Source organism: Pseudoduganella sp. S-14 (genome assembly GCF_049913285.1).
Taxonomy (GTDB): Bacteria; Pseudomonadota; Gammaproteobacteria; order Burkholderiales; family Burkholderiaceae_D; genus Rugamonas.
Genome location: NZ_CP183991.1, coordinates 5,889,560 through 5,911,980, shown reverse-complemented (window position 1 = coordinate 5,911,980; position 22,421 = coordinate 5,889,560). Strand labels below are relative to the sequence as shown.

The 22,421-nt window shown below is 56.4% G+C and carries 25 protein-coding genes and 1 pseudogene; 10 read left to right on the top strand and 16 right to left on the bottom strand.

Features of this window, described 5'->3' with window-relative positions; genetic code table 11:
* Nucleotides 1-4: 4 nt before the first annotated feature.
* Together sucD and ACN9MZ_RS27385 are read left to right on the top strand one after the other, a co-directional pair.
* Nucleotides 5-886 (top strand): succinate--CoA ligase subunit alpha, encoded by an 882-nt coding sequence (gene sucD, locus ACN9MZ_RS27390; RefSeq protein ID WP_426339953.1) that lies wholly within the window; start codon nucleotides 5-7, stop codon nucleotides 884-886.
* Between the two features lie 63 nt (nucleotides 887-949).
* Entirely contained in the window at nucleotides 950-1,594 is a 645-nt protein-coding gene (locus ACN9MZ_RS27385) for an FHA domain-containing protein (RefSeq protein WP_426339952.1), read from the top strand.
* Nucleotides 1,595-1,625: 31 nt separating this feature from the next.
* Here the strand turns inward: ACN9MZ_RS27385 and ACN9MZ_RS27380 are convergent, their stop codons facing one another.
* The 3 genes and pseudogenes from ACN9MZ_RS27380 to ACN9MZ_RS27370 all read right to left on the bottom strand — a co-directional run.
* Nucleotides 1,626-2,324, bottom strand: a complete 699-nt coding sequence (locus tag ACN9MZ_RS27380) for a flagellar brake protein (RefSeq protein WP_426336499.1) — start codon at nucleotides 2,322-2,324, stop codon at nucleotides 1,626-1,628.
* Between the two features lie 57 nt (nucleotides 2,325-2,381).
* Complete coding sequence (locus ACN9MZ_RS27375) at nucleotides 2,382-3,608, bottom strand: AGE family epimerase/isomerase (protein WP_426339951.1); 1,227 nt, start codon at nucleotides 3,606-3,608, stop codon at nucleotides 2,382-2,384.
* Nucleotides 3,608-3,796 (bottom strand): annotated as a pseudogene (locus ACN9MZ_RS27370) (cyclic pyranopterin monophosphate synthase MoaC); the annotation flags it as partial. The gene ACN9MZ_RS27375 and the pseudogene ACN9MZ_RS27370, both read right to left, overlap by 1 nt.
* A 322-nt stretch (nucleotides 3,797-4,118) precedes the next feature.
* Between ACN9MZ_RS27370 and ACN9MZ_RS27365 the strand changes: the two are divergent.
* Complete coding sequence (locus ACN9MZ_RS27365) at nucleotides 4,119-4,682, top strand: Pycsar system effector family protein (RefSeq protein WP_426339950.1); 564 nt, start codon at nucleotides 4,119-4,121, stop codon at nucleotides 4,680-4,682.
* 180 nt (nucleotides 4,683-4,862) lie between these two features.
* Nucleotides 4,863-6,074 carry a nucleotide-binding domain-containing protein gene (locus ACN9MZ_RS27360; RefSeq protein ID WP_426339949.1) on the top strand — a complete coding sequence of 404 codons (1,212 nt, stop codon included), beginning with the start codon at nucleotides 4,863-4,865 and terminating at the stop codon, nucleotides 6,072-6,074.
* A 50-nt stretch (nucleotides 6,075-6,124) separates the two neighbouring features.
* Here the strand turns inward: ACN9MZ_RS27360 and ACN9MZ_RS27355 are convergent, their stop codons facing one another.
* The gene (locus ACN9MZ_RS27355; protein ID WP_426339948.1) at nucleotides 6,125-6,679 is read right to left on the bottom strand and encodes a hypothetical protein; all 555 of its coding nucleotides are present in this window, start codon (nucleotides 6,677-6,679) and stop codon (nucleotides 6,125-6,127) included.
* Between the two features lie 104 nt (nucleotides 6,680-6,783).
* Between ACN9MZ_RS27355 and ACN9MZ_RS27350 the strand changes: the two genes are divergently transcribed.
* The gene (locus ACN9MZ_RS27350) at nucleotides 6,784-7,086 is read left to right on the top strand and encodes a helix-turn-helix domain-containing protein (RefSeq protein ID WP_426339947.1); all 303 of its coding nucleotides are present in this window, start codon (nucleotides 6,784-6,786) and stop codon (nucleotides 7,084-7,086) included.
* Between the two features lie 279 nt (nucleotides 7,087-7,365).
* Here the strand turns inward: ACN9MZ_RS27350 and ACN9MZ_RS27345 are convergent, their stop codons facing one another.
* The gene (locus ACN9MZ_RS27345) at nucleotides 7,366-8,022 is read right to left on the bottom strand and encodes a recombinase family protein (protein ID WP_426339946.1); all 657 of its coding nucleotides are present in this window, start codon (nucleotides 8,020-8,022) and stop codon (nucleotides 7,366-7,368) included.
* A gap of 270 nt (nucleotides 8,023-8,292) precedes the next feature.
* On the opposite strand from ACN9MZ_RS27345, the gene ACN9MZ_RS27340 reads away from it, so the two are divergent.
* Complete coding sequence (locus tag ACN9MZ_RS27340; RefSeq protein ID WP_426339945.1) at nucleotides 8,293-9,027, top strand: hypothetical protein; 735 nt, start codon at nucleotides 8,293-8,295, stop codon at nucleotides 9,025-9,027.
* A gap of 130 nt (nucleotides 9,028-9,157) precedes the next feature.
* Here ACN9MZ_RS27340 and ACN9MZ_RS27335 read toward each other — a convergent pair whose 3' ends face one another.
* A complete protein-coding gene (locus ACN9MZ_RS27335) occupies nucleotides 9,158-9,706 on the bottom strand; it encodes a hypothetical protein (protein ID WP_426339944.1) in 549 nt (182 codons plus the stop codon).
* Between the two features lie 219 nt (nucleotides 9,707-9,925).
* Here ACN9MZ_RS27335 and ACN9MZ_RS27330 point away from each other — a divergent pair, with 219 nt between their 5' ends.
* A complete protein-coding gene (locus ACN9MZ_RS27330; RefSeq protein ID WP_426339943.1) occupies nucleotides 9,926-10,723 on the top strand; it encodes a hypothetical protein in 798 nt (265 codons plus the stop codon).
* Nucleotides 10,724-11,384: 661 nt separating this feature from the next.
* Here the strand turns inward: ACN9MZ_RS27330 and ACN9MZ_RS27325 are convergent.
* Nucleotides 11,385-12,209: a hypothetical protein gene (locus ACN9MZ_RS27325; protein WP_426339942.1), complete on the bottom strand. Its 825-nt coding sequence runs from the start codon at nucleotides 12,207-12,209 to the stop codon at nucleotides 11,385-11,387.
* A 168-nt stretch (nucleotides 12,210-12,377) separates the two neighbouring features.
* The gene (locus tag ACN9MZ_RS27320; RefSeq protein WP_426339941.1) at nucleotides 12,378-12,857 is read right to left on the bottom strand and encodes a hypothetical protein; all 480 of its coding nucleotides are present in this window, start codon (nucleotides 12,855-12,857) and stop codon (nucleotides 12,378-12,380) included.
* Nucleotides 12,858-13,646: 789 nt separating this feature from the next.
* Between ACN9MZ_RS27320 and ACN9MZ_RS27315 the strand changes: the two genes are divergently transcribed.
* The gene (locus ACN9MZ_RS27315) at nucleotides 13,647-13,922 is read left to right on the top strand and encodes a hypothetical protein (RefSeq protein ID WP_426339940.1); all 276 of its coding nucleotides are present in this window, start codon (nucleotides 13,647-13,649) and stop codon (nucleotides 13,920-13,922) included.
* On the top strand, nucleotides 13,919-14,470 hold the full coding sequence (locus ACN9MZ_RS27310; protein WP_426339939.1) for a hypothetical protein: 552 nt from the start codon (nucleotides 13,919-13,921) through the stop codon (nucleotides 14,468-14,470). Before ACN9MZ_RS27315 ends, ACN9MZ_RS27310 begins: the two co-directional genes overlap by 4 nt.
* Before the next feature lie 137 nt (nucleotides 14,471-14,607).
* Here ACN9MZ_RS27310 and ACN9MZ_RS27305 read toward each other — a convergent pair whose 3' ends face one another.
* Complete coding sequence (locus ACN9MZ_RS27305) at nucleotides 14,608-15,591, bottom strand: tyrosine-type recombinase/integrase (RefSeq protein WP_426339938.1); 984 nt, start codon at nucleotides 15,589-15,591, stop codon at nucleotides 14,608-14,610.
* 146 nt (nucleotides 15,592-15,737) lie between these two features.
* A complete protein-coding gene (moaC, locus tag ACN9MZ_RS27300; protein WP_426339937.1) occupies nucleotides 15,738-16,214 on the bottom strand; it encodes a cyclic pyranopterin monophosphate synthase MoaC in 477 nt (158 codons plus the stop codon).
* On the opposite strand from moaC, the gene ACN9MZ_RS27295 reads away from it, so the two are divergent.
* On the top strand, nucleotides 16,194-17,807 hold the full coding sequence (locus ACN9MZ_RS27295; RefSeq protein WP_426339936.1) for a M48 family metalloprotease: 1,614 nt from the start codon (nucleotides 16,194-16,196) through the stop codon (nucleotides 17,805-17,807). The two genes, moaC and ACN9MZ_RS27295, sit on opposite strands and share 21 nt — an antisense overlap.
* Here ACN9MZ_RS27295 and ACN9MZ_RS27290 read toward each other — a convergent pair whose 3' ends face one another.
* The 6 genes from ACN9MZ_RS27290 to ACN9MZ_RS27265 all read right to left on the bottom strand — a co-directional run bounded on the left by ACN9MZ_RS27290 (nucleotide 17,808) and on the right by ACN9MZ_RS27265 (nucleotide 22,405).
* A complete protein-coding gene (locus ACN9MZ_RS27290) occupies nucleotides 17,808-18,035 on the bottom strand; it encodes a hypothetical protein (protein WP_426339935.1) in 228 nt (75 codons plus the stop codon).
* Nucleotides 18,036-18,206: 171 nt separating this feature from the next.
* Nucleotides 18,207-18,500, bottom strand: a complete 294-nt coding sequence (locus tag ACN9MZ_RS27285; RefSeq protein ID WP_426339934.1) for a tetratricopeptide repeat protein — start codon at nucleotides 18,498-18,500, stop codon at nucleotides 18,207-18,209.
* Complete coding sequence (locus ACN9MZ_RS27280) at nucleotides 18,497-20,311, bottom strand: DUF885 domain-containing protein (protein ID WP_426339933.1); 1,815 nt, start codon at nucleotides 20,309-20,311, stop codon at nucleotides 18,497-18,499. The genes ACN9MZ_RS27285 and ACN9MZ_RS27280 overlap by 4 nt, the downstream gene beginning before the upstream one ends.
* Before the next feature lie 58 nt (nucleotides 20,312-20,369).
* Complete coding sequence (locus ACN9MZ_RS27275) at nucleotides 20,370-20,975, bottom strand: DUF2946 family protein (protein WP_426339932.1); 606 nt, start codon at nucleotides 20,973-20,975, stop codon at nucleotides 20,370-20,372.
* Between the two features lie 3 nt (nucleotides 20,976-20,978).
* Entirely contained in the window at nucleotides 20,979-21,941 is a 963-nt protein-coding gene (locus ACN9MZ_RS27270) for a YheT family hydrolase (RefSeq protein ID WP_426339931.1), read from the bottom strand.
* A gap of 41 nt (nucleotides 21,942-21,982) precedes the next feature.
* Nucleotides 21,983-22,405 carry a YybH family protein gene (locus ACN9MZ_RS27265; protein ID WP_426165375.1) on the bottom strand — a complete coding sequence of 141 codons (423 nt, stop codon included), beginning with the start codon at nucleotides 22,403-22,405 and terminating at the stop codon, nucleotides 21,983-21,985.
* Nucleotides 22,406-22,421: the final 16 nt, after the last annotated feature.

Here is a 22,421-nt window from a genome sequence, read left to right as displayed (position 1 = left end):
CACTATGTCTATCCTGATCAATAAAGACACCAAAGTCATCACCCAGGGCATCACCGGCAAGACCGGCCAGTTCCACACCCGCATGTGCCGCGACTACGCGAACGGCAAGGAAGCTTTCGTCGCCGGCGTGAACCCTAAGAAAGCCGGCGAAGATTTCGAAGGCATCCCAATCTACGCATCCGTCAAGGAAGCGGCTTCGGAAACCGGCGCAACCGTTTCCGTGATCTACGTTCCACCAGCAGGCGCAGCCGCTGCAATCTGGGAAGCCGTAGAAGCCGAACTGGACCTGGCCATCTGCATTACCGAAGGCATCCCAGTCCGCGACATGATGGAAGTGAAAGACCGCATGGCTAAAGCAGGTTCCAAGACCCTGCTGCTGGGCCCTAACTGCCCAGGCCTGATCACCCCGGACGAAATCAAGATCGGCATCATGCCTGGCCACATCCACAAGAAGGGCCGTATCGGCGTGGTTTCCCGCTCCGGCACCCTGACCTATGAAGCAGTCGGCCAGCTGACCGCACTGGGCCTGGGCCAGTCTTCCGCAGTTGGTATCGGCGGCGACCCGATCAACGGCCTGAAGCACATCGACGTGATGCGCATGTTCAACGACGATCCTGACACCGACGCTGTGATCATGATCGGCGAAATCGGCGGTCCGGACGAAGCCAACGCAGCACGCTGGATCAAGGACAACATGAAGAAGCCAGTGGTTGGCTTCATCGCCGGTGTGACCGCTCCTCCAGGCAAGCGCATGGGCCACGCCGGCGCGCTGATCTCCGGCGGCGCCGACACTGCGCAAGCCAAACTGGAAATCATGGAAGCCTGCGGCATCAAGGTAACCAAGAATCCTTCCGAAATGGCTCGTCTGTTGAAGGCAATGCTGTAATAGTAGCTGTATGATAACGGGGAGCTTCGGCTCCCCGTTTTTGTTTACCCGGAGGATATCGATTTGGCAAAACTACTCGTGATGCGAGAAGGTGTTATCGAGCAGACAGTGCAGCTCACCAAGGAGCGCATGACCGTCGGCCGCCATAAGCATAACGACATTGTCCTGAATCACCCCGCAGTCAGTGGTGAGCATGCCCTCGTCACCACCATCCTGGACGATTCCTTCCTGGAAGACCTGCAAAGCACAAATGGTACATTTGTGAACGGCCACCGCATCGGCAAGCACTTCCTGCAGAACAAGGATGTGATCAAGATGGCCAAGTACCACCTCGAATTCGTCAGCGACGGCATCCGCCCCCTGGCCGCCGCCGCCGCGACCATCCCCGCCATGCCGGTTCCGCCATCGGCCCCGGCCGCCGCACCGAACACCCAGTTCGCCGAACTGCCGCTCGCCCATATCGAAGTCCTGAACGGCAGCAACGCCGGCAAAACCCTGAGCCTGACCAAGGCCGTCACCAGCCTGGGCCGCCCCGGCGTGCAAGTGGTGGTCATTACCCGCGCCCTGGAAGGCTATTCCGTCGCCCACGTGGAAGGCGACAAGTCGCCGCTGCTGAACGGCGACCCGATGCCGCGCCAGCCGCACCCGCTGAAGGGCGGCGACATCCTCGACCTCAGCGGCATCCTGATGGCATTCCGCCACAGCTGAGGTGCAAAGTTGAAGTGATCCGCTGGACCGGTCAGACGATTTTTTGACGGTCGGCCAGCATGGCCTCGTAAGTCAGGTTTTGCAGCAGGGTGAAATGCGCAGGGTCCAGTCCGGTGAATTGCACGCCATAGCTGAACACATCCTTCCCGTCTCCCTTCTGCGACTGCGCGACCGTGGCGTTGCGCACCAGCGCCGGGGTATTGATGCGCACTTGCCGGTCGTCCGGCGGCGCCAGCAGGGTAAAGTCCAGCTGCACCGTCTCGCCCTCGCGGCTCAAAGGCTGGGCCGATTCGATCAGCGCGCCGGACACGCTCAGGTTCACCAGGAAGACGGAAGCATGGTGGCCGTCATCGCGCGACATCTTGGCCGGGATCTCGACCTTCACCCGCATTGCCGCGCGCAGGCTGGTGCCCTGGATTTCGCTGGGGAAGGCCACGTGCGCATACATCAGAGGCCGCAGGAAGACACGCTGCACGACGGTCGAGAAGGAGCAGACGTTCACGCCCGAGAATACCCGCACCGTCAGCTTGTCACCCTCGGTAACGGCGATTGGCCCATTGTTCTCCATCGGTATCTTGACGATCATGTACTCGTCACGCACCCAGCCAATGACGGTCGAGAAATGCTGCATGGGCCGCAGCGTGCGATGGGTGATCAACTGGATGCGCCCGCCAACCTGCAGGTTCATCTGTTCAAACGCATATTCCTGCAATTTGTTTTCGCCCGCCATCTTCGTTATTGTCTATTTATGAGCCATTGCCCATTGTACAATAAGGCTGCGCATCAACTATTGCTTTGTCGATAGGACGGTCCAGTCCAGGCCGACCAGGTGATACGGGTCGGGCTGCATCTTGTTGCAACCGCCGCCGCAAGTCTCTTTCGCGCCGAAGCGCCAGCCGCCGTTTTCGCGGTCGAGGATTTCCTTGTCCACCAGTTCCAGCGTTTCATGGTAGCGCCGCGCCATGTCCGGCCGCTGGGCCACGGCGAGGAAAGCCTTCATGCCTTCCGCCTGCTGCCACCAGTATTTGCTGCGGTCCACTTGCCCGCTGGGCGACATGCGGTTGAAGATGCCGCCATCCTGTTCGTCATAGCCTTTCGCCACGGCAAACTTCAGCAGGCGGTCCGCCACGCCCGAATAGATAGGCGGCAGGCCGCGCGCTTCGGCACTACGCAGCAGGTGGCTCCATTCGAACTGGTGGCCAAGGTCGGTAAAGCCGTCGTCGCCGGTGAGCGGCTTCCACTGCTCGTCATACCACTCGGGGATATAGGCGCCGCCATCGGGCAGGCCAACCATGAGCTGGTTCAGGACAAAATCGCCCAGCTCGCGCGCATCGGCCACCACTTGCTGGTCGCCAGTCGCATCGACCAAGGCCAGCAGGGCTTCGAACATATGCATCAGGGGATTCTGCGAGTGCCTGCCTTCCAGCTTCGGAGCAAAGTCGCGCGGCGCGGAACCGCGCAAGCCACCGCCTGGTTCGCGCAGGTTGCGGCGGATGTCCTGCCACGCGGCCAGCGCCGCCGCCTTGTATTTCGGCTCGCCCGTCACCCTTGCAGCGTGCGCCAGCGCCAGCAAGGCAAACGCGTGGCCGTAGGTGTTCTTGGTCGTGCTGACCGGCTTGCCTCCGGCGTCGACAACCTGGAAAAAGCCGCCGTGCAGCGGGTCGTGGAAAGACGACAGCAGGAAGTCGGTGCCGCGCCGCGCCACTTCCAGGTAGCGCGCATCGCCTGTTGATTCATAGCCGACCAGCATGGTGTACACCAGCCGGCTGTGCAGGGTCAGGTCGCCGCTGATCTTGGCCGGCGCCTGCCAGTTGCGATCGAATTGCCCCTGCAGCAGGCCGGAAGGCGTGGGGGCCACTGCCAGCCAGCGTGACAGATGGGCGTTGAGGTCCTTGCGGTGCCACTCAGCGTTCGCCACCTCGGCCATCGCCGCGCGGCTGCCATGCCCAGCTTCATTGCTGTCGCAAGCTGCGAGCAGGACAAGAAATGATGCGACGGCCGCGCGGCGCAGCATCAGGCTTTCCAGTCGCCCGACTTGCCGCCCGCCTTTTCGGTGACGCGGATGTCGGTCATCACCATGCCGCGGTCGACGGCCTTGCACATGTCGTACACAGTCAAGAGGCCGACCTGCACGGCGGTCAGCGCCTCCATTTCCACGCCGGTCTTGCCGTAGGTTTCCACCTGGGCGCGGCAATGGGTTGTCTGGTCAGTTCGCAAAGAGTTCCTGTTCTTGGCCCACAAGTGGGACAGAAATGGGACAGGATTTTTGCCCTGTCTGCACGAAGTTTACCTCGACTTGGCATTCGACTCAACATTAGGGCCTTGCGCTGCACTGCCGTTGGATTTCTACGTAACTATCTTTTTGGAAGTAAATTCGGAATTTGAATTTCACCGCGAAGAATTTAAACCGATCTACATCTACCTGAAAAATACATGATTGGAAGACCAAGATGCATGCTGCAATATTACGTTAATTCTCGTGTCATAATAACCCAGGAGTTTGTCGCTAATCGCTAGGAGATGTATGACGTCAGCTACTTCAGGAGATGCGTCGAAGCGCGCAGAGAGCCAGCAAAAGCTACTTATTGAGATCATTAAACGCTACGACAGCTACATCGGCGCGACGAACGCAAAGATTGCAGTGATCCTGTCGTATTCAATGGCTTATATTGGCGGAGTCGCCTTTAAGATTATTGATTTGTCGGCCAAACAACAACATGATGGACATTGGTGGCTAGCACTAGTCATTGCTGGAATTTCTGTCGCGGCTACCCTTTATGGGGCATTTCGTGCATACGAGGCACTCAACCCACAAACTCCATCGGGACGCGCTCCACATGAAAAACCATCGATAGTCTTCTTTGGTGACGTTGCATCATTGGTCGGTGGTAGGGATGGTTATGTTAATCGAATTAACGAGATTTCTGATAGCGAGATTGTCGAAGACTTGGCACGTCAAGCGCACGTGCTGGCATGTATCGTTTCAAAGAAAATGAAGACATTGAATGGATCAATTTATGTTCTCGCCAGGGTGCAACTGCCGCTAAGTTTGGCAACTATTTTTGCGCTCTGCCTGACCTCGCCGTGAGAGAAAGAAATGAGTAAGAAGAATCAAGATTTATTTCGATCTAGCTTTGAGACAATGTATAAGACGGGTAACCGCACCTCGCGGTCGGCAATACTCGCAAAGTCTGCGCAACCTACGTTGGAAAGTATACGTAGAAGCGACTCGATTGTTTTCGATAGCGCAGACCATCCAGGATTCGGCTTGGCTAACGTTGACGCCGACGAATATGCCATTCAACGTCCAATTCGTGATTGGTTTGGCAAGGAGGGCGTTAACACTAGTACGATAGGCGCGCATCCAGATTTCGAGTACTTGGATGGCACTGACGACGTGAAGAGTCATCATATCACCACCGTCTTCATCGACATACAAAACTCAACACGGCTTTCGCTGCGTTACGAGTTGATCGATGTGCGCAAAATCAAAAATACGATTTTGCGTGCGGCCTCCGAAACGGTGAGGGCATTTGATGGACACGTCCATCGATTCATGGGTGATGCCCTTATGGCCTACTTTGGCGGGGTAAATCAAGACCGCGAATCTGCATGCATGGCCGCGATTAACTGCGCTGCGATGCTGCGTCTCTTAATGGATGAATCGATCGGCCCCGGTCTGCAAAGGCAAGGCATTGATCCCGGCGACATTGGATTCAGAGTCGGCATCGACTACGGAGGTGACAACGAGGTCATATGGTCATCTTATGGCTACACCGATGTGTCCGAAGTTACGGCAACTTCATTCTTTGTTGACGCTGCGGCAAAGCTTCAATCGATGGCATCAAAAGACAGTGCAATGCTCGGTAGCAATTTAGTGCGGCACCTGGATTTTCCATCTCATTTCACTGGTCAAAAAACGGTAATGCGCGATGGTAAACCGGTGGTGGAGCCATACTTGCGCCCTAACTATTCGCTGCCAAATGGAGACAGTCATAATTATGCGATTCATGAACTGAGATTTGAAGAATTTGCGCGCCTTCTGCCGATTCCATTAGAGATGCGCCAAGGTTTGATGAAAGGTGCTGTCGCACGTCAAGGGATTCGTTTTCAAGCTCACTTGCATGAAGGAGACGGCTACAAAGAGTATAGGTCGCTTTCGAGATGCATCAATAAGGGAACTCAGATTCGCTTCCAGATTATTATTGACCCGCACGCATTAGACGGACTTCGCTTACCTTTGCGCGGTACGTGGGTTCGACGGAATCATGGCCAAGAAGCATCTGACGCTGGCATGAGTGAAGATGATCAAGGCAGCTTTGATGTGACGCCGAATCAGTCAAATCGTGGCCGTGAGTCGAGAACGTACACTTGGACCCGTGACGCTGCGTATCGCGGAATTCATACCATGGAAGTCAAGATTCACGACAGTCAAGGGAATCTGCTGTTCCGGGACATTGTTGGCATTCATATCCGGTAAGTAATCGGACCATTTAGACGAATGCCCTCGATGGTCCGCCTCGACTACCCTTAACAGTCGCGCTTATTGCCCATGGAGCAGGAGAGGCGCTTAGCGCGTGCGATTTCAGCATCAGCGGCATCATTCTTGGCTTTCCGTTCTGCGTCGGCGTCGATTACTGCCTGTCGCGCTGCATCGCGGCGATCAAGTGCACGCTCCCTGTCTTGCTGGCGCTCATCCATCTCGTCAAGCTTGGCGGCGACTTCAGACATGCCCTTACGGCGCTCAGCCCGCTCAGCCTTCGCCGTTGCCACGGCCTCTTCCTCCTTAAGCCGGATGCCTACAATCTCTTTGCGCACGACCTCGTCGCATGCCGCCATTTCAGACTTGGGCATTCCGCTCCACGCTGACCAGTGGGCGCTTGCCTCAAGATAGCATTTCATACCAGCGCGCTCTGGGTTAGCCCTGTATTTGGCAATCTCCGGCGCATAGTCCTTACTAAGCGTAGCGATAGCCGCGTCCTCTCGTTCCTTTCTAATCTTCGCCTTGGCGTCGTCTAACACGCCAGCGCTGGCAATCAGTGGAACGGACAGAACGGCTACTGACACGGTGAGCTTGAAGGACATTTTCGTATTTCCAGTGGCTAATGAAAATGACAATACTACCGATACGGTAGTAAGCTGGCAAGCCGAAACATGGACTATCTCTACCTTTACGGTAGGGAGACGGTATGTCTGCATTTGGCAGCAGGTTGAAAGCTGCGCGATTGGCAGCGGGGTTGTCGCAAGAGCAGTTGGGAATTCAAGCGGGGATCGAAGAAGCAAGCGCAAGTGCGCGAATGAACCGCTACGAGCGCGGGACCCGTGTACCAGGACTTGAATGGGTAGAGCGATTCGGCGTCGTGCTGAATCTGCCAATGGCGTACTTCTTCGCGGAAGACGACGACGAAGCCGAGCTATTGAAGGCTTTCCATTTGCTGTCGGATGAGGGGAGAAAGCGCTTACTAGCTTCCGCACGAAAGCTGGCCAAATAGTTGGCTTGTACCGCAACTAACAAGGAGTGGCGGGATGCGGTTAGGTGGGCGTTGGCATGGATGCAGCTAGCCAGTAAAAATAAAAAAATAAAAAACTGAAGTGTCCACCGGATTATTTAACGCGGCGGGCGACACCCAGTATCGGGCAGCAAGGCCAGCGAAATATTAATTCCTGCGCTGCTGGCGCTGCCAACCTGCCAAATTGCTTAGATCGGATAATAGCCCCGCCTGCGCCCTGCTCAGGGTTTTACACTACTTGGTGAAAAATGCCTGACGCTGCTATGCGGCCTTAGCGGCCTTCGCTGCTGCATCCTTCTTCAAGATCAGCTTTACCTGTGATTCGCTGACGCACAGGGTAGATGCAACCTTGGCGATGGTGTAGCCCAAGGCACGGAGTTCAATGATCTTGGCATTAGCCACTATGTCTGCCTTGCGGCCCTTGTAGGTGCGCTTCTCCAACGGTTTGCCCTTGTCGGCTTCCTTCTTCAAGGCGATGCCTTCCTTCTGGCGGCGGCGGCGAGTCTCGTAGTCGTTACGGCACTGGTACAGAGCAATCTTTAGCAACATTGCCTGTGCGGCCTCCAATGCGATGCTTGCAATGCCTTCGTCATCCACCTTGGGCAGTTCAATCAACTGCGGAACCGATACCTTAGCCCCCTTCTTCTTGATCTCGTCCATCAGGGCTTCAGCCTTCTTCAAAGGGAGGCGAGTAAGGCGGTCTAAGTGTTCGGCAATGATCGTGTCGCCTGCGTTCAGGTCGGCCAGCATACGCTGTAACTCAGGCCTGTCTTCCTTCGTACCCGATTCCTTCTCAGTGTAGGTGGCGACGACCACGTAGCCCTTGGCTTCTGCGTCAGCCCGGAGCGCATCCTGTCGCTCGGTGTCCTGCCCCTTGGTGGATACGCGCTGGTAGATGCGGGCGATTGGTTTGTTCATGAGTTCTCCTTGTTATGCTTATTTGATAAGGCAAATTGAGCATACTTCAAGTGACCAATCGTTTGCAACCAGCTTCCGGGGCTTGTAGGGGTGAATTTCGGCAATTACTGACTGATCGTTGTTAGACGACCCAAATTGGCTTGACACAGTAGCAACTATACTATTGACACGGTTGTTGTGGTGGCGTGGTAATGTTGTCTGGCAATTACCGATGATTGTCGAGACAGTCTTTGGTATGGTTGCATCAACAACAAACCTAAAGGGATGCCCATGTTTTTCACCGAAGAGTTCCTCGACTCGATCCGAAGCGACCCGCTTGCTTCCGTGATTCAGATTTGCAATGACACTCTGGCCGCAGTTGCCCAACTGAACAGGCATGAGTGGGATGACGAGCAATTGGACATTCTGCTTGAAGCCCTAGCGCTGATTAATGCAATCGAAGAGCAAGAGCTACTGGCAATTGGGCTGAGCAAGCCGAACACCAACGAGATACAGGACAGGGTATGTAGCAACATCTTCCAGTATCTTGAACAAGTCAGGGACGCTAAAGAGCAGGACAGAGCAGCAGTCACGCTTAGCGCGAAGCAAAAGAGGTTCGCAACTGCCCTTGGCAACGGATTCGCATACGAGTTCTCCAAACCAGACATTTCCCGTGTGCAACAGCTAATCTCCGAACTGCGGGAGAGCATCGCCAAGTCTGAACTGTTCGATGAAAATCATCGCTCCCGTCTACTTTCCAGGCTTGAAAAGCTTCAAGCTGAGTTGCACAAGCGCGTTTCCGACCTCGACAGGTTCTGGGGGCTGATTGGCGATGCCGGGGTAGTCCTTGGCAAGTTCGGCGAGGACGCAAAACCGTTCGTCGATCGAATCAAAGAGGTTGCTCAGATCGTATGGAATACCCAAGCCCGGTCTGAAAACCTGCCCAGCAACACGACATTGCCCTTACTGAGTGACGATAGTGCCGGTAGTCACCTTGGGCATCAGGCCAGCAATGATCCGGGCTGATACTTTCGGCTGCAGGACTCGTGGGTGACCAAGTTGCGCCGCTGGCATGAACGCTCCCATAATTTCGGGAGCAGTTTAGCTGCGCCCCTCGAACACAATTTCGGAATCGGCAGTATTAGAGGGGCCAGAGCTAACTGGTGGAAAGCTTCACCTTCATTAGGGTTTCGGCATACACCACGTACATTAGTGTCAGCGCTTCCTTCGCGTCGTCTTCGAGAATAGCTTGGGGGTGCCGCGCTTCTGATTGGACTCGATTTCCCAAGTTCATAGGGTGATCTGAAGGCATCTCATGCGCGAATGGGTTTCGTATTTTTCTGAGCGTGTCGATCCTGTTAAGCACATCCTTTGTCAGGATTTTCTTCCTTCGCGCAGCCCTGATTCTTGCCGACAAAGTGTTTTCCTGTGGTTTGAATTTGCGCCTTGAAAGCAGAGTCCCTAACGCATGGTCGATGTATGCGGTAGCTGTCATGATTGCTGCGACATAGTATTCGTTCACAAAGCTGGCGCGGGCATCCTCAAGTACCGCAAGAGGCTCAGGTTTTCCAAAGACTAGCCCGGCTTCCGGCTTAAGGCTTGACGACCATCGCATGCGATCCACTCGTTTGGCACGTGTCTGTTCATCGTGCCAAGTCACGGCTTCAATTAATTGATCAGGGAGAGGCGTCAGAGCGTCGGGCATGATCTTCTCCAGCTCTTTCTGGCTTACAAGATAGTACATCTTCGACCAAAGTAAACTCTGCTATCGATTCGGCTGGTGTGCAGTTCAATGGAGACGTAAGCTGGCACTTTAATACGGCATGCCATGGAGGCCATAATCTGGTGTACCGGCTTTGTCGGCTGCGACGGCGACAAGCTGGCGGATTGTTGTGAATGACATGTCACTAACGGAGGATATGAAATGACATGGGTAATTGGTGCTGCCTCAATAATGAGTACTGGGGCAATTATTTCCGACAGTCGTGTTCACTTTGCCGATGGACGCAGTGCTGAATTGCTCCAGAAGATATACCCGGTTGGTAACTATATCGCGGCAGGCTTCGCTGGATCAGTGCGTATTGGTTTCGAGATGATCGATAGCCTAAAGAGAATTTTAGCCATGCCAGCAGGTATCGGGCCCCATGCCTTTGATCCGGTTGGTGTTTCCGCTGAGTGGACTCCTATCGCACGCGAAGTTTTTCAACGAGCACCTGAACTGGAGAAGCGGAACGGGGCCAAAGTTATCATGGTCGGAGTGTCCCCGATTGAAAACATGGGAAACGAAGCGTTCCCAAGGGTGTACGTCATTCGATTTTCTGCTCCAGACTTTGTCCCACAATATATGAACAGAGGACTGAGAATGTGCAGTATTGGGTCAGGCGCAGGTGTCACTCAATATAAACGTAGCCTTCGGCCTCTATTCCGCAACGGCTCGGGCATTCATCAAGCGCATCTGGGAGGAGTACATCAATGGGCGAGGACATTAGCATTTGGGGCCACAATTGCAGTCCGTGACTATCCCCATGCAGGGATTAGCGAACATTTCCATGTTATTGGCATCACCCTTGGTGATATGGCCTTGATGAACAACGACATGAAAACGTACCCCCAAGAAGGGGAGCCGGTTGTTTTGCAGATGCCCCAGGTTGCGACTTCATGGTTGGAGTTTTGTGATTTGGCAGAAGTAAGGCATTCTTCCGGTGCAGGAGCAGTCGGTTAGTTTTGTGCAGACGTAGGCGACATGTCCACGGCCACCATTCTATGTTTTGGCACGAACCACAACCAATTCACGACCAACAAGCAACGATCCACGCTCCCTGCCTAAGTCGTTACGATGCATGTGTTATATGAAGGTTCTCGCCTTTGATACACATGTGACTTGTAATGTTGTATTGCATGGCTGCGCCATGTCTTTGCAAGGGAAAGGTAACCCGTTAGGGTGTGGTGGAAAGTGTTGTTTGTAGGTGGTTGTGAATCAGGCCGAGAGCGGAGCGAAGGCCAGGTCATAGAACAGTTTTGCTGCCAGCCTCGCTGCCGCACGGCGCACGGAACACAATCAACAACTCAACACCCCGACCTAGAACATTACGATGTATGTGCGATACGCAGGTACTCCCCCTAGATACACATGTGACCTGTAATGTCGCATTACATGGCTGCGCCATGTGTTGCAGGGGGAAAGGCAACCCGTAAGGGTTTTGTGAGACGAGTGGTTTGTAAGTGGTTGTGTGTAGGGCCGAGAGCGAAGCGAAGGCCCAGTATTACCGGATTCATAGAACAGGTTTGCTGCCTGCCTCGCTACCGCACGGCTATCCATCCTGCACCGACTCTAGAAGTACGCTGGCCTCGCTATCGCACGGCCTTTTCTTAGGTGGCAATTCTTATGGCTTGTGGATAACTTTGCCCTTGGCCCTCGTCACTCGCTTCTTTACCTTCGTTTTGTTTTTGGGGTTCCATCCCTCTGCACCATCGGGTAACTTTCCTTCAGCCTGCATGGCAAATGCTTGAACGATTACGCGCAAGCAGCCCGCAATGCGATACGCATGGCGCTCACTGCATCCCTTGAACTCACGTACCGCTGCGGGTGTGATGAAGTCGAAGGTGGCAAGCATCCAAAGCAACTGGCTCTTGATTAATCCGCGTGTGTTTTTCCCCATGTCGAGTGTGCAGGCGTCGTCAATGAGTCCGGAAAGCTGGGGCAAATCGAATTCTACTGAGTCATTCAGCACCATCCCCGGTGAGCACTCCATAATGTATTGCAAGTACGGTTTAACGCTGTTAAACAACTTGGTTCGGGATTTATCGTGTCGTGCAGTTTGGCTTGTGCTACGTTTGGCTGCTGGCATCTGCATCCAGAATGGTTCGATATCGGCGGCGTTTGGTTTGGGCTTTGACTTTCGGGGGCGCTCGAAGTAATCCTTGTAGGCATGCTTAACGACTTCGCCTGTTTCAAGGTCAATCTTAGCTCCTTCAAGGCGTCCGTCTGCTGAAAAGAGCGTTGATATGGTCCTGAGCGTCTTCCGTTGCTGAAGTTCTTGCGACAGTGTTGGATGTAAAGCTGTGTTCCATGCCGCTGTAGTGGTGGCTGGCGAAGCTGTAGGAGTTTGCAACGGTCGAAACGAAGCATATTGTGGGGCCTCGCAGAAATTGGATGGCAGGAAGGGCGGGGTTTGGCGAGTTTTTGGGAGGGTAGTGATAGCGGGCATAGGACTCCTTTCTGTCGGTGTAATAACCCGCCACGTAGCCAGCCTAAAGGCTCAGGCAATGCAGCAGCCACAGTCTGATAGCAGACCTGTGATCGAGGTGGCGGGATTGTTTGAAAGGCTAGAGAGCGACCTGGCGGTCGCTTTCCCTGCATGTTGGATGGATGCCAATTAGGCGATGAACGTTTGACGGAATGCTGGCGGTTTCGGGGTCGTCAATAAAGCCAGTACTGCTGCGTGGCGCGCATTGGCGGCTTGATCCAGATCGTCCTTGTCATAGTCGATGGCGCACGCTGCCTCATGATATTCAGCGGACGCCCAAGCAAAATTGGATTGCGCGAGGAGGTGGTCCCGGCACTCCGAACTGAATGCCCTGTACATCATGAATTGAGGTATGTACTTCAATCGGATGACGTCTGTTGCGAAGTTGAGGACAGTCGCGGCAAGTTCGGCGGAAAAATCGTTCTCCACGGCAATCACGACATCCGTGCATTCTTCGATTCGCTGAATGTTTTTCAGTGGAAGTGTAGAAGTGCAAATCAGCAGAATGCTGGTGTCTGGGTGCCAGTAGCTGACGTAGCCTCCGACATCTTGCCTGTCCGTGAAGCCCATGGAGATAAAGCATTCGTGTTGTTCTTGGGTGATGTGCATGTGTTTGATCCTTTATTCGAGTTAAAAACGGCCCGCATAGGCGTGGCAAAGCCTCCAGTGGAAAGCGCTGGCTCGTTCATTTGCGGGAAAAATGGTTTTGGTGCCTGAAGACGGCTTGTGGCAGGGCCGACTACTGCGGGGAGCGGTAGTGCTGGCGGTGCATTAAGTGGTCAATGCGGCTGCTGCTGCATCGACGGAAGGCATTCTAAAACACTATTTTTCACGCCGTCAAATTTTTTCTTGACATGTTCGATAAATCGTGATCCTACTTACCTACTTACCTTCCTTCTTAACTACTTACTCGAAAAGACATTGGTGTTAACTACTATATGTGGTTATGTGGATAATAAAAATAACTACATATAGATTTCTTGTATTGTCGAGATGAAGTGCAGCAGCCTATATGGTTCAGGCACCTGCAAAAAGCGAAGCGGTAAGAATCGTTGGCATCTAAAAGCCAAACGTCCGTTTGACCTTTTGAGAGATGCTTAGGAGGAGAGTTGTTAGTCGGTAATTTACATAGCGAGACGCGGCAGCCGATGAAAACGAAATTTTCTGCGAACGAATTTGCTTAATACATTGGCAATTTCCTGTGGTTCGCATAGACTATTGACTTGGTTTCTCAGGTCACGGCAGTTATTCGCGATGATTGCTTGGACTGACCTGGCGTTGACCAAGTTCGAGTTCTTATCGGCCAGCAGCCAAGATTGGCCGCTCATCGGAATCCTTTAGTTCGCATGAATACGATGAGCTGGGGACCTAGAATCACAGTATGGAGCAACCGAAGATATGGCTACTGCGAAGAAAGCTGCTCCTGCCAAGAAGGCCGTACCTAGAGTTGCGGCGAAGAAAGCTGCTCCTGCCAAGAAGGCCGTACCTAGAGTTGCGGCGAAGAAGGCGGCACCCGCCAAGAAACCCGCTGCCAAGAAGGCCGCACCTTCAAAGGCAAAGCCCGCATCTAAGAAGGCCGAAGCTAAGGCGGCTGGTTCATTCCAAAGTGGCCGTAATATTGATCCAAACAACCCTTGGCCGAATCCCAAAACCCGAGCACGCAAACCATCATGACCAATCGCCAACAGTTTGAAAACGTGTATGACGAGTTCCGAACCCTCGTGCTGAACAAGGAGTACTACGCCCGAAGGATTTCGAAATCCCGAAAGATTCTTCGAGCGCTCGACATTTTCCTCGCACTTTTTGCTGGTGGCTCCGGCGTCCTTAGTCTTGCGCTTTGGAAGGTTGATGTGATGGGTTATCCAGTTGGCCCGCTTCTACTTAGCCTTACGACTGGCATCGCGCTGGTTCTTGGGATTGCGCGTCCATACCTCAAACTTGAGGACGAACATGAACGGTTGTCGAGTGTTCAGGGAGCTTACGGCGCAATCGCCTACGTGATGGAGGATGTCGTTGCAACGATCAAGACAAAGCAGGCAGTCGATGAAACTTCTGAAGCAATATATCGGGTCCTTCGCCAAGTTCGCGCCTCGCTTGTTGCTAAAGAAGATACGCCGGGTGATCGAAAGCTAATCGATGAAATGGAGAAAATTGTCAATCAACGGTATCCAGCTGAATCATACTTTTATTATCCATCGTCCAATTCACCGTCTCGGAAATAGCATTCGTTTCGCTAATGCCTCATTGATGCATGAGTGCAAATGGCGGCCCCGAGGCTAGGCGAAATGCCTTGGATGCGCAGGCCATGCCCAAGCTGTTTTAGCTATATCACGACCTGCAATGTTCAAGCTGTAATCGTTCAGCCCAGTTTTCTAGCCATAGCCTCAGCAGATGGATGGTAGTAGCGCTTCAGCATTTGAATGGTCTGGTGGCCTGTAACTGATGCCAGCTCAATGACATTAGGAAGCTTCTCAGCGAGTTTTGTTGTTGCGGTGTGGCGAAGGTCGTGGAAGTGGAGATCGTTGATCCCAGCGCGTTTCCGGGCGTTTACGAAGCAGTTGTTCACGACCATGTACGAAAGCGGGAAAACACGTCCCGAAGCGACCCTCGGTAATCCTTCTAAGATGCGCACCGCCGCTTTGGATAAAGGCACTGTTCGAGTGCTACCATTCTTCGTCATCGGAAGAAAGGCAGTCTGCGCTTTCAGGTCCACATGACGCCATTCGAGCGCCAACAGTTCTCCTCGACGCATGGCAGTTTCGAGCGCCAGTTCCACCAACGGATGCATCCATGGACTGCGGCGTCCGACAGGTCGAAGTTCATCCAGCAATCGGAGTCGTTCGTCTTCTGTGAGAAGTCGATACCTGCCTTGCGGCGATTGCGGCTTGCGAACCAAGGCGCAGGGGTTTGATGTCGGAAGTCCCCATTCTCGCCGTGCATGGCTGATAGCGCTCGAAAGGATGCTTAACTCTCGAATGATCGTGCCAGCGGAAATCGTCTTCAAGCGATCATCACGGTATGCTGCGATGACTGCTGGAGTGAGCTTTGCCATGCTATAGGAAGCCATGCGCTGACGAAGCATGAATGTGATGGATTCCCTTTCACGCTTTGCGCTTCTCTTTGTAGGGGATACTTCGGTCATGTACCGCTTCAGCAGATCACCTAGCAGCCATTCATGGGCGGCTGATAGGTCCTGATGAATCCCTTTATGCATTGCCGCTTCGATTTCGCGTGCCCATGCTACTGCTTCGGCCTTAGTTGTGAACGACTTTACTTCGTCGGGAAATCCTTTGCGGCGAACACGGGCTTGCCATGTGCCTAAACGCTGTCTAAACGATGCCATACGCCTTCCATTGGGACAGACGTGGGACAGGAACAGGAAATTGGCTCTAGGCTCGCTGACGACTGCTATGCGCTTGGCATGCTGGCGCTGGAAGTACTGTGATAGTGCAAGGGATGAAAACCGAAGTAAATCAAACCCCTACAGCATCATGCCTTCCAGTCGCCGGACTTGCCGCCCGCTTTTTCGGTGACGCGGATATCGGTCATCACCATGCCGCGGTCGGCTGCCTTGCACATATCGTAGACGGTGAGCAGGCCGACCTGCACCGCGGTCAGCGCTTCCATCTCCACGCCGGTCTTGCCGTAGGTTTCCACTTGGGCGCGGCAATGGACGGTGTTGCTGGGTTCATCAGTGGTAAAGTCCACGGCAACGCGGGTCAAGGCCAGGGGATGGCATAGGGGGACCAGGTCGGCCGTGCGCTTGGAGGCCATGATGGCGGCAATGCGGGCAATACCGAGCACGTCCCCTTTCTTGGCGGTTCCCGATAGAATGAGCGCCAGCGTTTCCGGCTTCATGCGGATACTGCCGGTGGCGACGGCAATGCGGTGGGTTTCGGCCTTGGCGCCGACATCGACCATATGGGCCTGGCCGGCAGCGTCAAAATGAGTAAGGTGTTCGGTCATCGCGTAGCTCTCTTGTTGAACGGGTATGATAGCACTGTGAATGCACTACATTTTCGCCGCCCCTTGCTGGCGGCACTGGTTTCCGGCCTGCTGGTCGCCGCTCCGGCCGGGCAGGCGCAGCAGGCGGAATTGCCCACGCTGGGCGATGCGTCGCGCGAGGACATGTCGCCGGTGATGGAGAAGCGCCTGGGCGAGGAGATCATGCAAAGCCTGCGCTTCGAGCGCGACTACCTGGATGATCCGCCCATCATCGAGTACCTGAATAATTTCGGCACCAGGCTGGTGGATGCGCGCCCGGGAGCGCGCGGCGACGCCAACCTCGAGTACTATTTCTTCGCGATCCGCGACAAGAACCTGAACGCCTTCGCCATGCCGGGCGGTTATATCGGCGTGCACTCGGCGCTTTTGCTGGCGGCGCAAAACGAATCCGAACTGGCCTCGGTGCTGTCGCACGAAATCGGCCACGTGGCGCAGCGCCATATCGCGCGCCAGCTTGGAGCGCAGAAGAACGACGCCCTGATTCCCCTGGCGGCAATGCTGCTGGCTGCGCTGGCCGCCAAGTCCAGTTCCGATGCGGCAATCGGCGTCTTCATGGGCGGGCAGGGCCTGGCGATCCAGCGCCAGCTGAACTTCGGCCGTGATGCGGAGCGCGAGGCGGACCGCGTCGGCTTCCAGATCATGAATGCGGCAGGCTATGACGCCAGCGGCATGGTGTCGTTCTTCCAGCGCATGCAGAACAGCACGCGCATGGTCAGCGACCTGATGCCGCCCTGGCTGCTGACCCACCCGCTGACCACCGAACGGATCGCCGATATCCAGGCCCGCATCCGCGAGCAGAAATTCAGCCAGCGCGTGGACGGCATGGACTTCCACCTGATCCGCGCCCGTGCCCGGGTGCTGCAGGACGAAAGCAGCAAGGGCCTGTCCGACACGGAAGCGGTATTCAAGAACCAGATCCAGTTGCCGGGCCGCCAGAACGTGGCCGCCGGCCAGTACGGGATGGCCATGGTATCGCTCAAGCGCTCCGAGTTCGCTGCCGCGCAGGAATGGCTCGACAAGGCGCGCGCCACCATCGACAAGCCGCCGGCTGCTGGCGCGTTCAGCACACCGATCCCGCGCGGCACCACCGATTCGGCGCTGGCCTATTTGTCGCTGGAGATCAAGCTGGCGCAGGAGAACAAGCCGGAAGTGATTGCAGCGGCCATCGAGGAGGCGAAGCAGGCGCAGGGCCGCTACCCGCTGTCGCGCGGCCTGGTATGGCAGTATGCCGACGCCCTGATCAAGGGCGGCAAATACGACGAAGCCTCGCGCTTCCTGCGCGACCAGCTGCAGATGTACCGCCGCGAGCCGGAACTGCACGACTACATGGCGCAGGCCTACGCCAAGCAGGGCAAGATCGCCCTGCAGCATATCTCGCTGGCGGAATCGTATGTGCTGCTGGGCGGCGTGCTGGCTGCGCTGGACCAGCTTGCGCTGGCCCGCAAAGCGCCGGATGCGACCTACTACGACCAGTCGGTGATTGATGCCCGCGAACGCGAGCTGCAGGCCAAGCGCAAGGAAATGCTGGGCGATAAGAAGAAAGACAAGGATTAATCAGGCCGGCGCTTCCAGCTCGAGGGAAATCTCGACCTCCATCTTTTCGATGCCGGGAACCCGGTCGAGGATCGCTGCGATTTCCTCGAACGAGGTCGCGGCAATCCCGACGGTTCGGTGTGGGTTCCACTCTGGCGCCGCGTCTTCGCCATGGGCATGCTCGTGCGGGATGCCTTCGCTGCATTGCTTGCATAGCGTGCGCCGATGTTTCGAACAGTTCCAGGACATTGAATACCATATATTCCCTGCCACGCGACACGCGCGTGCCGACGCCGGCGCCATCGTGCAGGACGATGTCCCCATAGCGGAATCCGGACTCTGGATAGGGAATATTGCGCAACACTGCACGTACCGGATCGATGCGGGTGCCCCAGACCACTTCGTCATCGCCGTCTGGGTTCAGGCGCAAGGGCGTCGGGCCGAAGTCGTCCTCGATTGGTCCGTCGGTTCCGTCAAGCCCAATGCCGTTATCGGCCCAGGCCTTGCGCGCAGTAGCCCAGTCGCGTAATCGAAGGATTTGCCCCACTCGTTGCGGTACTTGTAGATCAGGCCGATGTTGTACAGTGTTTTTGCTGCGTTCGGATTGAGCCGCAGCGCCTCTTCATAGGCTTGCAGCGCAAGGTCGCTTTCGCCGGCCTCATTGTAGGCGTTCCCCTGCTCGTTCAGTTCTTCTGCGCGTTCAAAATTGTTCATGCGGTTTTCCGTTTGGCGACCCAGTCATTGACCACGCCTTCCAGCAATGTCATTGGCAAGGCACCGTGTGTCAGTACTTCGTTGTGGAACTGTTTCAGGTCGAACTTGTCGCCAAGTTGCTTCTTCGCCTGCTCGCGCAGTGCGAGAATCTTCAGCATGCCGACTTTGTAGGCCAGCGCCTGGCCAGGATTGACGAAGTAGCGTTCGATCTCCGCCGTCACATCGCCTTCAGACATGCCGGTGGTATTCATCATGTAATCGATGGCCTGTTCCCGCGTCCAGCGCTTGTAGTGGATGCCGCTATCGACCACCAGCCGGGTGGCGCGCATCATTTCGTCGCGCAGCCGGCCCAGGTTATCCAGCGGGGTTTTCTGGAAGCCCTGTTCCGCCGCCAGCCGTTCCGCATACAGCGCCCAGCCCTCCTGGTAGGCGGTGAACGGAATGATCTTGCGGAAGAAGGGCACGCCCGTCATCTCCTGCTGGATCGTGACCTGGAAATGGTGGCCGGGAATGCCTTCGTGGTAAGCCAGGGTGCGCATGGCGAACTTCGGCGTTTCGCCCGGTGCGCGCATATTTGCGTAGAATACGCCCGGACGGCTGCCGTCGAAGGAACCCTGCATGTAGTAGGCGCCGGGCGCAGTCGCCTGCGACGCGACCGGCACCGCCTGCACTTCAACGCCCAGTTTGGGGCGCACATCGAACGCCGGGCCGAGGCCTTTGTTGACCTCATCCAGGATGGCCTGGTAATGCGCCAGCATGGCCTTCTTGCCAACCTCGGTGTTCGGGAACTGCTGTTCCGGGCGCGATGCCAGGATTTGCACGCGTTTGCCGATTGAGCCTTCGTTCAAGCCTTCGCCCTTGAGGATGGCATCCATTTCAGCGCCCACGCGCTCGACTTCCGCCAGGCCCAGATCATGCACCTGCTGCGGCGACATGTCCGAAGTCGTATGCTGGCGCACGGCCCAGGCATAGTAGGCCTCGCCGTTCGGCAAGCTCCAGGCACCGTTGTTTGCAGTGGCCTTGGATTGCAGCGCGGTGAAGGCATCGATCAGCTTGCCGTAGGCCGGGTAGACCGCTTGCTGCACCGCCTTTTCAGTCTGCGCAAGCAGGGTGCCACGTTCGGTGTCGGACAGGTTTTCTACCTTGGCCAGCTTGTCGCGCATATTCGTCACCAGCACATGCTCCTTAACCGGCATAGCGACAACGGCCTTCATCTGCGTTAGCACTTTGTCGACGGTGAACCTGGGCGGCACGATGCCTTTGCTCTCGCTCAGGCGAATTGCTTCCACCACCTGGCCGAATTTGACCGGGAACAGGTTCAGGCGGGCGATGTAGGCTTCCGCCTCGCCCTTGTTCGTGACCTGGTGTACGTCCGTCATGAATTGCGGCAGCATGCTTTGCACGCCCATCATCTGGTTGACCGGGAAGTCATGATCGATGAACCGTTCGCCCTCTGCCTGGCTTTTCAGGAAGAAGCGCAGCGTATCGTAGGACAGCTTGCCTTCGGCATCGAGGCCTTCCGTGCTGTAGCTCTCCAGGACAGCCAGGTCTTGTTTGAGCTGCGCCATTTGTTTGCGGGTGTGGGCCGGCGAGGCGTCATCCAGCTTGGTGCTGTAAAAGTCCAGCCAGGCAGGCAGGATGCGCATATCGGACAGCATTTCGGGGCTGTCGATCGCATAGGCGGCAAATACGCGAGCGTAGAACCAATCCAGCTTGAGCGGTTTGAAATACCAGGTATGGGCAGCGAGGGCGAGTACCGGCACGACCAGGCCGAGCGTAATACCGCCCAGCCACTTTGCAGCACGTTTCATCAGGAAGATCCCCGGGGTTGTTTTTCTCCCAACATCATGCCCCGGAGCAGGCACTCGGTCAAGGTTGCGGCAAACGTTCGAAGCGGAATGCTTGCGGCACGCTGTCGCGCGCTATTGCAGCCAGCGGAACGGTGCGCTCGCCGACGCGCAAGGTGAGTGGCGACAGGCTGGCAGGATCGCTGGCCGCTGCATCCAGCCAAGCCAGCAGGGCGTTGTCGCTCACTGGCCGGCCATTCAACTCCAGTTGCGGCAGCACTTGCGCGAAATCGCGGTCGTCGAGTTGGGCCAGCACGTCGCCGCTGCGCAGCAGCAGTTCGCCCGCTTCGGTCAGCCATGCCGCGTCGACTTCACCCAGCGGCGCGCCGGTGTGCAGCACGAAGCCGTGGAGCGGATCGGTACGCGCGATGAAAGGCGTCGTTTCCAGGTTCAGGTAGACGCGCTGCGGCCCGTTCTGGAAATACCAGCGCCCCTGTTCATCGCACTGGTAATTGCGGGTGATGAAGCCGACCAGTGCCGGGTTGGTCAGCTTGTCGCCGGCCTCGTTGAAATGCTGCGCGCGCTCGTCGCGCATGCGCCAGTTGCCACGCGCATCGAGCGCCAGCCAGCCGTAGCAGTGCGGCACATTGGGCCACTTGGCCATCGCCTGTTTGACTATCTCATCCATGGTTCAGGCCTCGGCCATTTCAGTGGCCTCGATGGCGCTCAGGAATTTCAGCATGCGCAGCGGCAGCCAGTCCAGGCTGCCCGGCAAGCGCCCGGTGGCAAAGCCCACATGGCCACCTTGTTCCGGATAATCCAGCACCACCTGGCGCGAAGCCTTGCGCGGCAAATATTCGCCCGGCATGAAGGGATCGTTCTTCGCATTCAGCACCAGGGTCGGCACCGTGATATCGGTCAGCACGTGCTTGGCGCTGGCGCGGTCCCAGTAATCGTCCGCATCGCGGTAGCCATGCAGCGGCGCCGTGACCACATTGTCGAAGGCGTGCAAGTCCTGCGCCGCCATCAGTGCATCAAGGTCAAACAGGCCGGGGAACTGCTGCAGCTTGGCCACGCATTTCGGTTTCAGCGTTTGCAGGAACATGCGCGTGTACAGGCGGCTCAGGCCGCGCGACAGGGCATTGCCGCCCTGCGCCAGGTCGAGCGGCGCCGACACCGCACAGGCCGCGTCGACAAACTCGGCCTGGTGCTGCGATTCGCCCAGCCAGCGCAGCAGCACATTGCCGCCCAGCGACACGCCGCAAGCGTAGAACTTGCCGCTCGCATGCGGGTGCAGGCGGCGGATGATCCAGTCCAGTTCTCCTGAGTCGCCGGAATGGTAGAAGCGCGGCGCCAGGTTCGGCTCGCCTGAGCAGCCGCGAAAATGCGGCACGGCGCCCGACCAGCCACGGCGCGTGATCTCTGCCATCAGGGCGCGCGAGTAGTGGCTGTCGGACGAGCCTTCCAGCCCATGGAATAGCACCACGAATGGCTTGCCCGGCTGGCCGTCGACGAAATCGACATCGATGAAATCCGCGTCCGGCGTATGCCACCGTTCGCGGCGGAAACGGACGTCGGGCTTGGCTATGCAGGTAGCCGGATAAATGGTCTGCAAGTGGCCGCTCGGCAGCCAGAATGGGGCGATGTAGTTCATGGCGCGGCTGGGATCGACCCAGCGGGCCCGATCCCCCTTTTTTAGTGCAGTATTTGAGCGCGCGGATCGACGGGAACAGGTCCCGGCGCTACAGACACATGATGCAACACAATGCGCCAACCCTTCGGTGTCTTAACGTACACATTGGTTGCAATCAGGTGCGCCGGCTCGCCGCTTGCCGCAGTGACGCCTTCAACCACAGTATGCACCGAACTCATCAGGTTGTGTGTCTCATGCAGCTGGGATGGGCGAATTTGCAACCCGCCGTGTTCCAAAAGCGCACTCCAGGAATCGCGGATCGCGCGGTGCCCGATCAGGCGCGGCCCGCCGGGATGGATGCAGACAATTTCCTCATCGTCCGCCCACAGCGCCATCAAGGCTTCCAGGTCGGCCCGGTTCAAGGCATCGTAAAAGGCCGCTTCGACTTCTGCCGCACTGCCATTCTGGTGTTTACGCGCTGCCATCCGGGCTCCGGGGGAA

Bases quoted from the DNA above. Each gene is read 5' to 3' on its own strand.
- sucD (WP_426339953.1), top strand. From the start codon at position 5: ATGTCTATCCTGATCAATAAAGACACCAAAGTCATCACCCAGGGCATC.
- ACN9MZ_RS27380 (WP_426336499.1), bottom strand. From the start codon at position 2,324: ATGGCGGGCGAAAACAAATTGCAGGAATATGCGTTTGAACAGATGAAC.
- ACN9MZ_RS27375 (WP_426339951.1), bottom strand. From the start codon at position 3,608: ATGCTGCGCCGCGCGGCCGTCGCATCATTTCTTGTCCTGCTCGCAGCT.
- ACN9MZ_RS27365 (WP_426339950.1), top strand. From the start codon at position 4,119: ATGACGTCAGCTACTTCAGGAGATGCGTCGAAGCGCGCAGAGAGCCAG.
- ACN9MZ_RS27355 (WP_426339948.1), bottom strand. From the start codon at position 6,679: ATGTCCTTCAAGCTCACCGTGTCAGTAGCCGTTCTGTCCGTTCCACTG.
- ACN9MZ_RS27350 (WP_426339947.1), top strand. From the start codon at position 6,784: ATGTCTGCATTTGGCAGCAGGTTGAAAGCTGCGCGATTGGCAGCGGGG.
- ACN9MZ_RS27345 (WP_426339946.1), bottom strand. From the start codon at position 8,022: ATGAACAAACCAATCGCCCGCATCTACCAGCGCGTATCCACCAAGGGG.
- ACN9MZ_RS27340 (WP_426339945.1), top strand. From the start codon at position 8,293: ATGTTTTTCACCGAAGAGTTCCTCGACTCGATCCGAAGCGACCCGCTT.
- ACN9MZ_RS27335 (WP_426339944.1), bottom strand. From the start codon at position 9,706: ATGCCCGACGCTCTGACGCCTCTCCCTGATCAATTAATTGAAGCCGTG.
- ACN9MZ_RS27330 (WP_426339943.1), top strand. From the start codon at position 9,926: ATGACATGGGTAATTGGTGCTGCCTCAATAATGAGTACTGGGGCAATT.
- ACN9MZ_RS27325 (WP_426339942.1), bottom strand. From the start codon at position 12,209: ATGCCCGCTATCACTACCCTCCCAAAAACTCGCCAAACCCCGCCCTTC.
- ACN9MZ_RS27320 (WP_426339941.1), bottom strand. From the start codon at position 12,857: ATGCACATCACCCAAGAACAACACGAATGCTTTATCTCCATGGGCTTC.
- ACN9MZ_RS27315 (WP_426339940.1), top strand. From the start codon at position 13,647: ATGGCTACTGCGAAGAAAGCTGCTCCTGCCAAGAAGGCCGTACCTAGA.
- ACN9MZ_RS27310 (WP_426339939.1), top strand. From the start codon at position 13,919: ATGACCAATCGCCAACAGTTTGAAAACGTGTATGACGAGTTCCGAACC.
- ACN9MZ_RS27305 (WP_426339938.1), bottom strand. From the start codon at position 15,591: ATGGCATCGTTTAGACAGCGTTTAGGCACATGGCAAGCCCGTGTTCGC.
- ACN9MZ_RS27295 (WP_426339936.1), top strand. From the start codon at position 16,194: ATGAGTAAGGTGTTCGGTCATCGCGTAGCTCTCTTGTTGAACGGGTAT.
- moaC (WP_426339937.1), bottom strand. From the start codon at position 16,214: ATGACCGAACACCTTACTCATTTTGACGCTGCCGGCCAGGCCCATATG.
- ACN9MZ_RS27290 (WP_426339935.1), bottom strand. From the start codon at position 18,035: ATGTCCTGGAACTGTTCGAAACATCGGCGCACGCTATGCAAGCAATGC.
- ACN9MZ_RS27285 (WP_426339934.1), bottom strand. From the start codon at position 18,500: ATGAACAATTTTGAACGCGCAGAAGAACTGAACGAGCAGGGGAACGCC.
- ACN9MZ_RS27280 (WP_426339933.1), bottom strand. From the start codon at position 20,311: ATGAAACGTGCTGCAAAGTGGCTGGGCGGTATTACGCTCGGCCTGGTC.
- ACN9MZ_RS27275 (WP_426339932.1), bottom strand. From the start codon at position 20,975: ATGGATGAGATAGTCAAACAGGCGATGGCCAAGTGGCCCAATGTGCCG.
- ACN9MZ_RS27270 (WP_426339931.1), bottom strand. From the start codon at position 21,941: ATGAACTACATCGCCCCATTCTGGCTGCCGAGCGGCCACTTGCAGACC.
- ACN9MZ_RS27265 (WP_426165375.1), bottom strand. From the start codon at position 22,405: ATGGCAGCGCGTAAACACCAGAATGGCAGTGCGGCAGAAGTCGAAGCG.